The organism is uncultured Polaribacter sp., assembly GCF_947497695.1.
Classification (GTDB): Bacteria; Bacteroidota; Bacteroidia; order Flavobacteriales; family Flavobacteriaceae; genus Polaribacter.
In genome coordinates this window covers 252,138-267,567 of sequence record NZ_CANMHM010000003.1, presented here as the reverse complement: position 1 = coordinate 267,567, position 15,430 = coordinate 252,138, and the positions used below count along the sequence as shown (strand labels likewise).

15 protein-coding genes are annotated in these 15,430 nt (G+C 28.3%); 6 read left to right on the top strand and 9 right to left on the bottom strand.

Translation table 11 applies throughout. The features are described from left to right. Position 1 precedes the first annotated feature (1 nt). A complete protein-coding gene (locus Q0731_RS05490; RefSeq protein WP_299060984.1) occupies positions 2–706 on the top strand; it encodes a pseudouridine synthase in 705 nt (234 codons plus the stop codon). Positions 707–816: 110 nt separating this feature from the next. On the opposite strand, the gene Q0731_RS05485 is transcribed toward Q0731_RS05490, so the two are convergent. The 4 genes from Q0731_RS05485 to Q0731_RS05470 form a co-directional block, all read right to left on the bottom strand. Then, positions 817–1,002, bottom strand: coding sequence for a CPXCG motif-containing cysteine-rich protein (locus Q0731_RS05485; RefSeq protein ID WP_299060982.1), 186 nt, complete (start codon positions 1,000–1,002; stop codon positions 817–819). After that, a complete protein-coding gene (locus Q0731_RS05480; RefSeq protein ID WP_299060980.1) occupies positions 1,002–2,006 on the bottom strand; it encodes an NADP-dependent oxidoreductase in 1,005 nt (334 codons plus the stop codon). The genes Q0731_RS05485 and Q0731_RS05480 overlap by 1 nt, the downstream gene beginning before the upstream one ends. Positions 2,007–2,148: 142 nt before the next feature. Next, positions 2,149–2,628 (bottom strand): winged helix-turn-helix transcriptional regulator, encoded by a 480-nt coding sequence (locus Q0731_RS05475; protein WP_299060978.1) that lies wholly within the window; start codon positions 2,626–2,628, stop codon positions 2,149–2,151. Between the two features lie 75 nt (positions 2,629–2,703). After that, positions 2,704–3,762, bottom strand: a complete 1,059-nt coding sequence (locus Q0731_RS05470) for a M14 family zinc carboxypeptidase (RefSeq protein ID WP_299060975.1) — start codon at positions 3,760–3,762, stop codon at positions 2,704–2,706. A 500-nt stretch (positions 3,763–4,262) separates the two neighbouring features. Between Q0731_RS05470 and Q0731_RS05465 the strand changes: the two genes are divergently transcribed. Next, the gene (locus tag Q0731_RS05465; protein ID WP_299060973.1) at positions 4,263–4,613 is read left to right on the top strand and encodes a helix-turn-helix transcriptional regulator; all 351 of its coding nucleotides are present in this window, start codon (positions 4,263–4,265) and stop codon (positions 4,611–4,613) included. 89 nt (positions 4,614–4,702) lie between these two features. On the opposite strand, the gene Q0731_RS05460 is transcribed toward Q0731_RS05465, so the two are convergent. The 3 genes from Q0731_RS05460 to Q0731_RS05450 form a co-directional block, all read right to left on the bottom strand. After that, positions 4,703–5,302 (bottom strand): DUF6642 family protein, encoded by a 600-nt coding sequence (locus Q0731_RS05460; protein ID WP_299060971.1) that lies wholly within the window; start codon positions 5,300–5,302, stop codon positions 4,703–4,705. Between the two features lie 123 nt (positions 5,303–5,425). Beyond that, positions 5,426–5,968, bottom strand: coding sequence for a pyridoxamine 5'-phosphate oxidase family protein (locus Q0731_RS05455; protein ID WP_299060969.1), 543 nt, complete (start codon positions 5,966–5,968; stop codon positions 5,426–5,428). 166 nt (positions 5,969–6,134) lie between these two features. After that, entirely contained in the window at positions 6,135–8,513 is a 2,379-nt protein-coding gene (locus Q0731_RS05450) for an outer membrane beta-barrel family protein (RefSeq protein ID WP_299060967.1), read from the bottom strand. A gap of 294 nt (positions 8,514–8,807) precedes the next feature. Between Q0731_RS05450 and Q0731_RS05445 the strand changes: the two genes are divergently transcribed. Together Q0731_RS05445 and Q0731_RS05440 are read left to right on the top strand one after the other, a co-directional pair. Further along, positions 8,808–11,072: an acyl-CoA dehydrogenase gene (locus Q0731_RS05445; RefSeq protein ID WP_299060965.1), complete on the top strand. Its 2,265-nt coding sequence runs from the start codon at positions 8,808–8,810 to the stop codon at positions 11,070–11,072. 50 nt (positions 11,073–11,122) lie between these two features. Further along, positions 11,123–11,503 (top strand): DUF2237 domain-containing protein, encoded by a 381-nt coding sequence (locus Q0731_RS05440; RefSeq protein ID WP_299060963.1) that lies wholly within the window; start codon positions 11,123–11,125, stop codon positions 11,501–11,503. 70 nt (positions 11,504–11,573) lie between these two features. Here the strand turns inward: Q0731_RS05440 and Q0731_RS05435 are convergent, their stop codons facing one another. Continuing rightward, positions 11,574–12,896, bottom strand: a complete 1,323-nt coding sequence (locus Q0731_RS05435; RefSeq protein WP_299060960.1) for an ATP-binding protein — start codon at positions 12,894–12,896, stop codon at positions 11,574–11,576. Positions 12,897–13,212: 316 nt separating this feature from the next. On the opposite strand from Q0731_RS05435, the gene Q0731_RS05430 reads away from it, so the two are divergent. Together Q0731_RS05430 and Q0731_RS05425 are read left to right on the top strand one after the other, a co-directional pair. Next, complete coding sequence (locus tag Q0731_RS05430; RefSeq protein WP_299060958.1) at positions 13,213–13,824, top strand: DEAD/DEAH box helicase; 612 nt, start codon at positions 13,213–13,215, stop codon at positions 13,822–13,824. Positions 13,825–13,883: 59 nt separating this feature from the next. Next, positions 13,884–14,522: a thiamine phosphate synthase gene (locus Q0731_RS05425; RefSeq protein ID WP_299060955.1), complete on the top strand. Its 639-nt coding sequence runs from the start codon at positions 13,884–13,886 to the stop codon at positions 14,520–14,522. A gap of 715 nt (positions 14,523–15,237) precedes the next feature. Here Q0731_RS05425 and Q0731_RS05420 read toward each other — a convergent pair. After that, positions 15,238–15,429, bottom strand: a complete 192-nt coding sequence (locus Q0731_RS05420; protein ID WP_299060952.1) for a cold-shock protein — start codon at positions 15,427–15,429, stop codon at positions 15,238–15,240. Position 15,430: the final 1 nt, after the last annotated feature.

Genomic DNA, 15,430 nt, shown 5'->3' with positions numbered 1-15,430 from the left:
AATGGAAATTTCTATTATTTACCAAGATGAATATATAATTTGTGTTTCTAAACCTAATAATGTATTGGTGCATCATGCACATCACTCTAGAAATGTTGCCGATGAAAAATCTCTGTTACAACTATTGGATGAACAACTAGGAGGTAAATTTTATCCGATTCATCGATTAGATCGTAAAACATCAGGTATTATACTCCTCGCAAAAGAAACGCAGTTTGTTTCTAAGTTTCAAGAATTATTTACAAATAAAGAAATTGAGAAAACGTATTTTGGTGTGGTTCGTGGCTTTTCTCCAGATACAAAAATTATTGATTCTCCTGTAAAAGGAAGAGATGCTACTACACATAAAGAAGCTTTAACGCACTTAAAAACATTAGCACAAATTGTACTTGATATCCCTGTAAAACCTTATGATTCTTCTCGCTATAGTTTGGTATCGATGTTGCCAGAAACTGGTAGAATGCATCAACTAAGAGTACATTGTAACAAAATTAGTCATCCTTTAATTGGCGATACAAAATATGGGGATAAAAACCACGACCTAATGTTTGAAGAAAATTTTGGATGGAAAAATATGTTTTTACATGCAGGTAAATTAGCGTTTAAACATCCTTTTTTAAATGAAAATTTAACTTTAAAAGCTCCTTTCTCTAATGATTGGATTGCTGCTTTTGAGAAGTTTAAATGGACAAATCCATTAGATTAGATGATTTCACAGATTTTCGCAGAGAAAAAACATTGAGATTCTCAGAGAAAATATTTAAAATCTTCGTGAATCTCAGTGAAAAAAATCTGTAAAACTTTGCGTAACAACACCTATTGCTCAATTGATTGAGATGAAAAAGCAATCAACTCTCCTTCTTCAAAAATAGGTGATATTTCTATAGGATTACAACAAACTTCACAATCTTCTATATACGTTTGTTGAGCAACACTTTGATCTAAAATCATTGAAATTTCTTGCCAACAATGTGGACATTGAAAAAAATGTTCTAATTCCACTATTCTAGAACTTTTAAAATTAGTTTTCCATTTTTTTCTCCTGAAAATAATCTATGATAGGTTTCTTGAAAATTTTCGATTCCTTGGTAAATATCTTCTCTAGATTTCAATTTCCCTTCTTGCATCCAAATTGTCATTTGTCTGGCTGCTTTTCCAAAATCTTTGGTATAATCCATCACAACCATTCCTTTCATTGTAGAACGAGTTACCAATAAGGACAAGTAATTGCTGGGACCATTTATTTTTTTCTTATTGTTGTATTGAGAAATTGCTCCACAAATTACAACAGTGGCATGCATTCTTAATTTGCTTAATGCAGCATCTAAAATAACGCCTCCAACATTATCAAAATATACATCAACACCTTTTGGGCATTTTCTTTTTAAGGCTGTATATATATTTTCTGATTTGTAGTCTATAGCACCATCAAATCCTAATTCATTTATAATATAATCACATTTTTCTTTTCCTCCTGCAATTCCAATTACAGTACAACCTTTAATTTTAGCAATTTGCCCTACAATACTACCAACTGCACCTGCAGCTGCAGAAACCAAAACAATATCTCCATCTTTAATTTTAGCAACCTCTAAAATACCAAAATAAGCTGTCATTCCTGGCATTCCTAACGTGCTTAAAAAAGCAGGCATAGGTGCTATTTTTTCATCAACTTTAAAACATCCTTCTCCATTAGAAATAACAAATTGTTGTACGCCTCCCCAACCAGAAACACAATCGCCAATTTGAAAGTTAGGATTGTTTTTGTTTTGAATTACTTTACCAATAGAACCTGCACGCATAACACTATCTAAAGCAACTGGTGGTATGTAAGATTTGGTATCATTCATCCAACCACGCATTGCAGGATCTAATGAAATATAATGTTGCTGAATTAAAATTTCGCCTTCTTGTAGTTCTGGAATAGAATTTTTTTCTAATTGCCAAGTAGCACTATTTGGTGTTCCTTGAGGTCTATTTTTTAAGATAATCTGTTTATTAGTCATTATAAATTATTAAACAATAAAAATAATGAATTTTAAGAATCAATCAAACTTAAACTATTTTTTTTTATGAATTTCTTATCTAATCAACGAAAAAATCCTTATCAAAAATGATAAGGATTAAAATAGCTAAGCAGAAGTAATTCTACAATTCCTTAAAAATTGCGTGCATCATTCTCTTTTTGTCATTGATGCTTTCTTCTAAAGCAATCATTGTTTCTGTTCTGTTAACTCCAGGTATATCATCTATTCTGTAAATAATATCTTTGGCATCATTAGTTCCTTTTGCTCTAACTTTACAGAAAATATTATATTTGCCTGCAGTTACATAAGCTACAGTAACATTAGGTATGCTTTTTAAATCTGCTATAACACTTTGAGTCATAGATGATTTTTCTAAATAAACACCAACATGTGCTATAAAAGAATAGCCCATTTTTTCATAATTTAATGTTAGTGTAGAACCTTGAATAATCCCTTCATCTTCCATTTTCTTAACACGTACGTGTATTGTACCTGCAGAAACTAATAATTGCTTTGCAATATCAGTAAATGGAGTTCTAGCATTTTCTATTAGGACATCTAGTATTTGATGATCGATTTCATCTAAAATAAATTTTTTCATTTTTACGTATTATTCAATTTACAAAGCAAATTTATGGATTTAATTTAATTAAACAAGTATTAAAATGATAAATACTTAAATTTTATTATCGTCGAAATTTATTTCTGAATGTCCTAACTTAGATTTTAGCGAAAATTCGTCTACTTTATTGAGTTTTGAAACAAATTTATTGTCAATAATTTTATCTTCAAATTGATAAGCAACATCTTTTGCAGAGTCTGAATATCGATGAATTACATCATAAAAAATCTTATCGTTGTTTGGTATGTCAAAATACGCTTCATATTCAGTGAAAATTGTAGAATTTGTAATGTGATGCAAACCTTGTAATATTGAGAAAAAAGTATATTTACGAGCTTCTTCCCTGCTATAATCATTTGGGTAATGACCAGATTCTATCAAAATGGTATTATAGCCCAATTTCTGAAAATTATCTCCTGTTGCAGTTGGGTAAAATTCGTCTGTATATCTACCAACAAAATTAGGAATGCTATTTTGAAGCATTGTATTCATACTTACAATCACATCCATGGTTGCAATTCTCCCTTTTGTAAGTGCCCTTGTAATTTCTTCTGAAGGAGCTAAAAAAGAAATTGTAGCAGGGTTTTTAGTACCTTCTACCCCAAAAATAGTTCTTTGGTCGTGCAAATTAAAACAAAACTGCGGATTAAAATCTTCTAAAACAGATCGTAAAAGCTTGCTTTCCTTTGCAACTCTATCTACAGCATCTCTATTTAAATCAATATCATTTGCATTTACCCTTGTAAATACTTGAGCTCCATCAGGATTTAGCATTGGTATAAAAACCAACGTACATTCGTTTACTATTTTGGTAAGTGTAGTTTCTGATGTATTTAAAAAACAGTTAAAAAGATCAAATAAGGCTTTTGTACCTGTACTTTCATTTCCATGCATTTGAGACCAGAGCAGTATTTTTTTAGCTCCTGTACCAATCTTTAATTGCATAATTGGTCTATTTTCTTCGGATGAACCAATTTGAGAAACCACAAACTTAGATTCGTATTTAGAAAACAATTTTTCGATGTCTTTATAAGTAATCCATTTTCCATGCAAAGAAGTTTCTTTTTCGGCTTTGTAAATAGATTCTAAAAAATTGACTGATAATGTATTCATTATGACTAAAAATATTTTTTCAAAAATAAAGAAATTTTAAAAGTTACGGGCAAGAAACAGAAATCTATTCGTCATTCTAATTTTATTAAATAGGATGCAACTATAATTCGAAAACTTTTTACATTTTTTTAATAGATCATTTAAGGCATCACTACTAATTGAAACCTCAATTTATTTTCAATTTTACAGTTTACAATTGTCATCAAGCTTTTGTGTTACAATTGTAAATTTCAATAATGTTACAAATGTAAATCGGTAGTTTTGTTTTAAATGTTACTTTTGTAAACTATAAATATTAAAAGCTAAACTTACTGTTATTGAGATACAGACGCTATTAAACAAACTTGTTTTATTTATTTTAAAACAATCAAATTCAACATTTTAAGAAGTTTAATTAAACTTATACTTTATGTTTAAATTTAGATTTATAAACTTTTAAGGCAATACCCTTTGATGTTGTTTTAATATGGTTTACATTTGTACACACAAGCAATATTACAATGGTAAACATAACCGAATTTACATCTAGATTAAAAAAAGTGATGGAATTTCATCAATTATCAGCCTCTTTATTTGCTGATAAAGTAGGTGTGCAACGCTCTAGTATTTCTCATATTCTTTCTGGAAGAAACAAACCTAGTTTAGATTTTATACTAAAAGTAACTTCAGAATTTAATGATGTAGATATCTATTGGCTGTTAAATGGAACTGGGAGTTTTCCTAAAAGCACTAAAACCAACCCTACTTCTACTCCAACTATTTTTGATTCTAACTCAGAAAGTCATGGAAAAACAATACAAAGAATTGTAGTTTTTTATTCTGATGGCACTTTTGATGAATATCAGAAATAATGAAGCTATTTTGTTTGTTGTTTTAATAATTAAAAAATGATTTCACTATTGTTTATAATGACAAATTGAAACGCAATAACGATTTGTGCTTAATAATACAACCTAAAATCTAACAATTTGCAAAGTGCATAGTGTTTTTGGTGCAGCTCTTCTACAACTTCAAACATATTGTCATCTTCTTTAAACAAGTTAAAAAATACTTGATCTAGCTGTAAACTGCTAATTCCGTTAAATTCATTGCCATAACCAGAAATAGCTTTTGCACCAGTAATGTCTAAAAAATACTGTGCTTCATCTTGATCTAAGTCTAGTACTTTTATATTCGAAAAATGTAGAATCTTTCCTTTTAATCTGCCTTCAAAAATTTCTGCAATTTCTTGCAGACTGTAGTAATAATTATTCAAACAAATACTATTTGCTTCCCCTGTAATTACCAAATAAATAATTTCGTAGTCTTTAAAATGATGATCATCTAAAACCAATGCATTTAAACTAGCTTCTAAACCTTCTACAGTATCGCAGGTTTTGTAAATACTTGCCACACCAAATTGCATAGTTAAATGTTCTAAGCTTGTTTGTGTCTTAGTAATTGTAACCACTTCTACATCATTTACTGCCTCTAAACAGTAAATAAAATAATCGATATCTGTAAATTGTTCCTGTGGTAGATGTTGTTTTTTCTCTAACAAATTGTAAGCTTTATAAAAGTATTTGAAAACAAAATTAAAGTAACTTTTTAATTTTTTCTGCCATTTTGTATGAAATTTAATACTTTTATTTCCAATTAAAATATCCGCATAAAAACGAACAGTTTATGGTACTAAAAATTGCCCACTCCAATCATTATCAACTTTAGTAAACAAAGCTCTTAAATGATTTGGACGCTTTAAACGCAAGTATTCAATAGAATTAGGGACTAATTTTATGGGGCAAAAATAGTTTTTATCTGGGTTGTAATCTACATTGTCTGGATTGTTAGTTGGCGTTCCTGGAGCAACATTTGTGGTGTAATCTTTTTTAGAGGCTTGTTGCACTGTGTGCCAATAGCTAGCAATTTGCTCTTTATCTGTAATAATTGCTGCTTTGCCTTCTACTCTAATTTGTAACAATTTTTTAGCATCGTAAAACAAAGCACTAAATGCTGCATTATTTTCAATTGCCTTTACTTTTGGGGTTCTTTCGTCCGTAAAAAACACCAAACTAGAATCTGCCAAAGTTTTTCTTAACACAACTGTGCGTTGTTTTGGTTTGCCATTTTCTAAGGTTGATAAAACGAAATAACGAAACGGATGTCTTTTTTTTACATGTCCGTTTATAAGTTCTTGTTTTGCTTCTTCTAATAGTTGATTTATCAATTGTATTGGTTTTATAAAAGTTATTACATCTAAAAATAGACAAATAGCACTACTATGCTATCATTAAGTACCATCAACAAAAATATTTTTCTTTTTTTATTAAGGGTAAAGTAATCAATTAACTAAAAACACTTAAAGTGTTTACTATTAATTCGTTGAAGATAAATTACCTTCTCCTTCCTCCAGAATAAGTCATGGCTTCACCTTTACCAAAACCATAACTAATACCTAAAGTAATAAAACGCCCACGTTGACTAAAACTATAGGTTTCAAATGCTGGTTGAGAAACAAATTGTTCTGAAATTCTAGATTCAAATAAATCTCTAACACCTATATTTACAATGGCTTTTCCTTTAAATATTTTTTTTCTGACTCCTAGGTCTAAAAAAGCATAGCCAGTTATATCTCCCTGTAAATTTTTAAAACCAGATCTGTAATTCCCTGTTAATTCAATATCAATATCTGCAGGTAAACCTATTTTAGAGCCTAACCTAGAAGACCATTGGTTACCTGTAAAATCAAAAACTTGTGTTTCAAATGTGCCTATTCTATCAAAATAATTAAAATTAAAATCGCCTGTAAATGTTAACCAATTATTTAAGCTATATTTACCATTAGTCTCAAAACCAATGGTTGCATTAGTACCAATATTTTGGGGTGTTGTTGTTGTAACATCATCAGCAAAAGTAGCAACACGTTCTACAACTTCTGCTGTATATCTATGATAAACGCTAGAACTTAAAGAAGCTTTACCAATTTTGTAAATACTAGTAAACTCATAAGAATCTGTAAATTCTGGTTGTAAATTAGGGTTACCAACTCTAATATTAAAATTATTTCTAATATTAAAAAATGGATTCAAATCCCACAATCTTGGCCTAAAAATACGCCTAGAATAACTAGCTTGTAAAGAAAAATTTTCTGCTATTTTGTAAGAACTACTAAAAGAAGGAAATAAGTTTGTAAACTCTTTTTCGTTACCTTCAATAGTAGTTGTTAAAAGTGTACTTACATTGGTTTGCTCTACTCTAAGCCCTGCTTTTACGCCCCATTTTTCTTTTTCAAAGGCTAAAGTGCTATAAACTCCTAGTACTTTTTGGTCAAACTCAAAATTATTGGTTAAGTTTTCATCTGCAACAAAAGCATTATCTATAAAATCTCTCACTTCAAAATTGTTCCCAACATCATTAATAACATATTGTGCACCTGTTTCTAGCGTATAATTTTCTGTAATTGGGTTTACATAATCTATTTTAAAAGTATAATCTGCCTGTAAAAAATGTGTTTCAGTTTGTTGGTCTCTATTGTTATCTGCTCCAAAAACAGTGGTGTTTGTAAATTGAGATTTTAAATCTTTACCAAAAAAACTACCTAATGCACTCAGTTGCAAACTATGCTCTTCGTTATTTTCAAATTGTTTTTTATAATTCAATTCATACCTATATTTTGGGTTGGTAGCATCTGTAACTTCATTTCTAACCCAATTAGATAGCAATTGATTATCTGCATTAAACCTTCTAAAATTAGTTTCAGAGGGTTGCCCTTCAACTTCATAAGCAAAGTTTCCAGATAATGTTAAAACATTTAAATCATTTATATGGTAATCTGTACCCAATGTTATATTGTAAAAAGTTTCATCTCTATATTCAATTCCATCACTAAAAAGACGTTCATTGGTTTCTAAATCTGTGTTAATAGATTCTCTTTCTCTAGGTATAGATCGATGACCAGCACCTAATTGAGCAAATAAATTAAAATTTTCGGTTCTTCTGTTTAAACTAACACCTATACTATGATTGTCTGGTATACCTGTATTTAAAGATACAGCACCATTCCATCCCTTTTTTTCTTCTTTTTTTAAGATGATGTTTAAAATTCCTGCGGTTCCAGAAGCTTCATATTTTGCAGAAGGATTAGTAATAATTTCAATACTTTCAATCATATCTGCAGTAATAGTTCCTAGAGCGTTGCTAGATTCGTCTGCCAAAACAGATGGTTTTCCATTAATTAATATTTGCACGCCAGCACTTCCTCTAAGACTAATAGCTCCTTCAATATCTACATTTACAGAAGGTACATTATTTAGCACTTCTAGAGCACTTGCACCAGTACTACTAATATCTTTACCAACATTAAAAACACGTTTATCTAACTTAAAAATAGTTTTAGAAACTTCACTCCTAACTATTACTTCTTCTAAAGTTTTATTATTTGCCTCAAGTTGAACGATTCCTAAATCTATTTTTCCTTTTAAAATATTAAATTTAGTGATGGTTTTTGTTTTAAAACCCATAAAACTAATTTCTAAATAAAAATTAGGGTTTGATGCTTTTAAATTAAATTTACCATTATCACTAGAAGTTGTCCCTGCAATAATTTTTTTTGTTTCTAAAGTATACAACACAACACTTGCATAAGGAACTGGTTGTGCAGTTTCTTGCTCTACTAATTGCCCTACAATTTCGATGTTTTTTTTCTGAGCGATGCTATAACTACTAATTAAAATACAGCAAACAATACAAAAGTAATTTTTAAATAATAACATTATGAGTTGTTCTTTTATTGTTAAAATGGTATTGTTTGATAATTTATACACTAACAAAAATAGTTTAAAGTATAAAGTAATAATGATAAAGAACTCTTAAAACTTATTGATTATTTTAGTTTAAAATAGCGAATAGATTTACAAGAATTTGGCTAAATTATTTTTATGTTTTTTACTAATTTATAGCCATGGCCAATACTAATTATTATTGTTTAGATTTCTAAAATTAAGCAAACCTATTTTTTGTGATATTTTTATAATTTAATTATTTACAAATTTTGTAAATTTATTTTTATGGAAACAAAAAAATATACTGCTGGCGTTTTACAATACATCCCTTTCTTTTATGTGATTTGGGCTGATGATTTATTATCTTATTCTGAAATTTCTGTTGTTAAAAAAGCAATCGAACAAGATAATACCTTAAAAAAGCAAGACTACTTATACTTGTTAGCTTGTTTAGATGTTAAAAATGCACCAACTAACCAAGAATTTAAGCATTGGAAAAATGTAATTTCTAATTCACAAATAAAATTGGTAGAAAGTGATACTTATCCCCTTGCTACTTTTAGTCAAAAAATGATTTGCCATCATTTTGCAGAATGTCCTTTTAATCCGCATTTAAAAGACATAGAAATTAATTTAGGAATTCAGCCAAACCATTACAATCACTTATTTGAAATAGATATTATAAAAGAAGCTACTTCAGACTTTTACAATGCCATCGAAATAGACAAACTTTTAAAAGGAAATAAATCTGTTGTTATTGACGAATTTAGACATGTTTTAAAAAATCCAATTTTTAATTGGAACATCAAAAGAGACAAAGAATCTTTTAGAGAGCACGTATTAAAACAAGTCGAATTTTTAGCAAAAGAAGGTTATGGTGCAATGTCTTACGATGCAGTTTATGGAGGTACAGAAGATATGATTGGTTATGCAGCTATTTTTGAAAACATGATGTATGTTGATGGTAGTTTAACTATAAAATTTGGTGTGCAATTTGGTCTTTTTGGAGGTAGTATTCAAAAACTAGGCACAAAAAAACATCATGACATGTATTTATCTGAAACAGGAAAAGCCAATCTTTTAGGTTGCTTTGCAATGACAGAAACTGGTCATGGGTCTAACGTTAGAGGTATTAAAACAACAGCAACGTATCATAAAGAAACAGATAGTATTATTATTCATACGCCTGGAAAAAATGATAATAAAGAATATATTGGGAATGCCTTACACTCAACCATGGCTTCTGTATTTGCTCAATTAATTGTTGATGGAAAAAACCATGGAGTGCATGCTATATTAGTAAATATTAGAGATAAAAATCATAATTTAATGCCAGGTGTAACCATTGAAGATAATGGCTATAAATTAGGTTTAAATGGTGTAGATAATGGTAAAATTTGGTTTCATCAAGTACAAGTACCTAGAGAAAATTTATTAAATAAATATGGAGATATTACTTCTGATGGAAAATATCACTCTGATATAGAAAACCCAAGCAAACGTTTTTTTACCATGTTAGGTACTTTGGTTGGTGGTAGAATTTGTGTGGCAAGAGCAGGACTTGGAGGTGCAAAAAAAGCATTGGCAATTGCAGTTAAACATGCTTTAAAAAGAAGACAATTTAATGATAGTATAAAAATACAAGAAGATTTATTGATGGATTATCCAAGCCATCAATTGCGTTTAACACCAGCAATTGCAAGTTGTTATGTGTATGATGTTACTTTATCACATATAATGAAAGTGTATAGTGATAAAAATTTGTTAGACAAACGAAAAATAGAAACTCAAGTAGCTGGCCTTAAAGCTATGATTACTTGGTTTGCAAATGATACCATACAAGAGTGTAGAGAAGCTTGTGGAGGAAAAGGGTATTTATTAGAAAATCAAATTGCAGATTTAAAGGGAGATGTTGATATATTTACCACATTTGAAGGCGATAACCATGTATTGTTGCAATTAGCAGCAAAGGGTGTTTTATCAGATTTTAAATCTGAATTTAATAGTGCTGGTTTTACAGCAGTTCTTAAATTATTGGGTGCAAGAATTGGAGATAAATTCAATACAATTAATCCTGCATACACAAATAATACAGATTCAGAACATTTATATAATGCTAAGTTCCATAAACATGCTTTCAATTTTAGAACTAGAAGATTAACCGATACAGTTGCTATGAGAATTAGAGATTATGTTAAAAAAGGAATCCCTTCTTATCAAGCTTTTTTAAAGGTGCAAACTCATTTGTTAGCATTAGGAAAAGCCTACAGTATAGAATTGGCTTACAGTACTTTTGTAGATTTTACAAATACTATTAAAGATGAAAAAAATAAGAAATTATTCCAAAAAATAGGCAATTTATATGCCTTGCATGAATTACGTAAAGATGCTACTTGGTATTTAGAGCAAGGATATATTAGTGGTACCAAATCAAAAGCAATAAGACAGCGTGTAGAAAGACTTTCTACAGAATTAAGACCTCATATTGGCGTTTTAGTAGATGGATTTGGAATTCCAGAACATTGTATGGAAGCACCAATTGCTAATTAAAAATTAAAATAGAATTACACTATTTTATAAAGCTATAAAGAGATAAAATAATGACAACTAAAAAACAAACCTTAAACGTTTTAGGTACTCCTTTAAAAACCTGTTCTTGCAACCCAAAAACAGGTTATTTACGTGATGGTTTTTGCAATATAACACCAGATGATTTTGGCACACATGTAGTTTGTGCCGTTATTACGCAAGAGTTTTTAAACTATTCTGCTTCCAGAGGCAATGATTTAATGACCCCTATTTCACATTGGAATTTCCCTGGTTTAAAACCTGGGGACAAATGGTGCTTATGCGTTTCTAGATGGAAAGAAGCAGAAAAAGCTAACGTAGCTCCGTTTGTAGATTTAAATGCAACACATACAATTGCTTTAAAACATGTTTCTTTAGAACTTTTAAAACAATATGCAACCATCAAAAATTAGTAATGTTTGCAGTTTTAAATTTAAAAACATAAAGTTACTGGTTAAATAAATGCTTTTTTTGTGGAAATAATTATTTTTTTTGATCCTTTAAAAGTGTAAAATAAAAAGTTGAACCCAACCCTTCTTTACTTTCTAACCAAATAGTACCATTATAATAGTTTACTATTTTTTTTACTATAGAAAGACCTATACCAGAAGAAGAACTTTCACTTTCTAGCTTAGTAAAAACTTTAAATATTCGATCAAAATATTGTTCTTTAATACCAATACCATTGTCTTTCACAAAAAACTCAACATGGTCTTTTTGGTCTGTAAAGCCTATCTCTATTTCTCCATTTTCTTTATCACTATACTTAATAGCATTGTGAATTAAATTTTGAAAAACTTGCTTAAACCTCCATTTGTTTCCATATAAATTTGGTAAATTGGGTTGTACTGAAATCTTTATGTTATTGGGTATTAAAAGCGTTTGTAAAACCTCTTGAATTATTGAATCAATAGAAATTTTTATGTCTTTAGACTCTAATCTATCAACAGAAGAATAATCTAAAATTCCTTTAATTAGATAATCCATTTTTTTAACATTAAACAAAACTAAGTCTAAATTTTCTAAATCGCTTTTATTTAAAATTTCTTTATTATCATCTAAAAACCAAGTAATTAATGTGTGTATATTAGAGAGTGGTGCTTTTAAATCGTGAGAAACTGCATGAGCATATTCATTAAGAGCTTCATTTTTTTTAGACAGATCTATAAGCAATTCTTCTTTTTTCTTTTCTTGTAATTTTATATGTTCTTCATTTTCTTTTCTTTTGATAACATTTACAAGCATATTTGCAAAAACAAATAAAATATCTTTTTCTGTTTCAGAATATTTATTAACGGTTTTTACAGAGTCAAAACCTACAAAACCAATTAGTTCGTTATTTTTTAGTTTAGGAATGGTAATTAAACTTTTTATGCCTTGTGGCTCTAAAATATTTCGCAAACCATTTTCACCATCTTTTGGTAAAAGGCTTACATCTTCTACATAAAATGCTTCACCTTTTTTGTGAGCATCTACCCAATAAGAAATATAATCGATAGGTATATCTTGTAAATTATCTATTTCTGGTGTAATCCCTTTAGAACACCACTCATAAGAATTAGAAGTTGTATTTTTTTTAAAATCATAATAAAAAATATAACTTCTATCTGCATCTACAAACTCCCCAATTTGCTTTAAAGATTTTCTAATTATTTTATTAATATCAGATAAATCAGCATTAATATAAGTATTAGAAATACTAATTAAAAGCTGTTGAAAACGAAGTTGTCTCTTTATAATGCTATCTTTTTCTTGTTTAAATGACTCTTTTTCTGAATTACTTGTAGGCTTGGTATTGTTGGTCATAATGCTTATAATGTAAGTATTTTTTATATATTAAGCTAATATTTACATATCAAAAATAGAATATATTCTTCAATTTTATAACTATTATAAGAGAATTATTAGCACTTTTAGAAAGTTAATTTTGTTCTTTTTAAGGTGAATAGCTTGCCTGTTGTAAAGATTAAAATCAAGTTTAATTTCTTTTTTTTTAAATCAATAAAAAAATAAAAGTAGAATTTAATTTCCTTTGTAATTGCTTTTGTTACCTTAATAAATAAAGCTATTTAATTGTATCTTTGCACCCATTTTATATTGATTATTTACGATTATAGATACTATGCCTTTTAAAAAATTACATTCTTACATAAAAGAAAAACTAGAAGTATTAGAAATAGATACTCCTACTCTATTTCAAAGTAAAAGTATTCCTGTAATAAAAAGTGGGGCAAATGTTTTTTGTTTAGCACCAAAAGATAGTGGAAAAACAACCTCATTAATACTTACAACCCTACATAAATTAAAATGTAGCCAAGTTGGTAGTGCACCTAGAGCATTAGTTTTAGTAGAAAACTCAGAAAAAGCATTGGCTTTACAAGATAATTTTATAAAACATTGTAAGTATGATACTTTAAGGGTTTATGCATGTGATGAAAGAGAACATATAGAACTATTAAAATCTGAAATTTTTGAAGGTGTAGATATTTTAATTGCAACACCTAAAACTATGAATAAGTTATTGTTATTAGAAGGCGTAAATACAACGCAACTAAAGATAGTAAGTATTGATGATGCAACTTTTTTAGTAGAAAAAACTGCTTATGCTGCTGTTTTGGCTATTACACAAAGTATTCATAAATGTCAGTATGTTATTTATTCAGAAAAAACAGCCCCTTTTTTAAAGCGTTTTGAATCTTATTTTATGAAATATCCTAAAACAGTTTCTGTTTAGAAATTGACTAATTTATAGTTTTCAATACTTACATCTACTAAAATAAATAAAACATTTTAATGATTCCTAAATTACATTATATCTCTCAAGGTAATACTCCCAAAGAACATTTAGAAAACATTCAAAAAGCTTGTGCTGCTGGTGCTGAGTTAGTACAACTAAATTTACAAATTTCATCAGAAAAAAAATATTTAAAGTTTGCAAAAGAAGCTAGAGAAATTACATCTCATTTTCAGACAAGGTTTATTATAAATAACCATTATAAAATAGCCAAAGAAGTAAAAGCAGATGGAGTTCATTTAGTAGATATAAATTTTTGTGCTACAATTGCTTTAGAGTATCTATTTACTTGGCAAATTCTTGGAGCTTCAGCAAATACTTTACAAGAATGTAAAACCTTAATTGAAAAAAAAGTAGATTATATAAACTTAGGCCCTTTTAGATTAGAAAGTATAAATAATTTAAATGTAAAGCAATTAGGTACAAATGGTTACATTACATTAATTGAAGCTTTGAATACAGACACTCCAATTATTGCTACAGGAGGAATTACCACAAAAGACACTCAAGATATTTTAAAAACAGGGATTTCTGGAATTGCTGTTTCAGATCAAATTACACAAGATTTTAATAATATTAAAAAGTTTAATCAATTATTAGGTGCCTCTTCTATTGATGAAAAAAGACACACTTTTTAATAAAATTAATATCCTTTTTAAAGGATGCTACTTTTTTTAGCATTCAAAAAAAATACCTACTATTTTTAATGAAAGTAATTTAGTATTCATTTTTTTAATCTAAGTATTTCAAAATATTTTCAGTAAATATTTGATAAGTCCTAAATTCTAAGAAAGTTCTTTGTTAATATTTAAATTACTATACTATTACAAAAAATGATAATTGAACTCACACCACTTTTAATTCGTTGTATTTATAAATTTTAGATTGAGTAGAATTATTAGAATTAGCCTTGATTTTCTAAGTAATTATATTTTTAAAAATCACTCTACAAGATTACTCTATACTCTATTTTACTTGAACGTAATAATTTATTAAAAACACGGCTATTTACTTTACTTAAATGTCAAATGAATGGCATAAAAAAAGCTTCAGTAAACTGAAGCTTTTTTTTATGTGTACATCGTTAAAAACAAAGCCCCTAATCTCTATTTAAAATTTTGTACACAACAAATATAATTGTTTTTATTAACATAAACAACTATTTGTAAACAATTTTTAGTTTTCTAATTTTTTTTTTTATAAAATTAAAATTTAAGCTGTTTTTTTAATTTTTAATATATAGATAATTTGTCTATATAAAGCTTTGTTTACAAGTGTTTTATAAATAATAGTTCACAAAAAAAGGTCTATCAATTTCTTGATAGACCTTTTGTAAAACTTAAAGTATATTTCTTAGATAACTTTTACGTTAACTGCGTTTAATCCTTTTTTTCCTTCTTGTAAATCGAATTCAACTTCGTCACCTTCTCTGATTTCATCTATTAAACCAGAAACGTGTACAAAATGATCTTTGTCTACTCCTTCTTCAGTGATAAATCCAAATCCTTTTGTTTCGTTAAAAAATTTTACTGTACCTTGACTCATA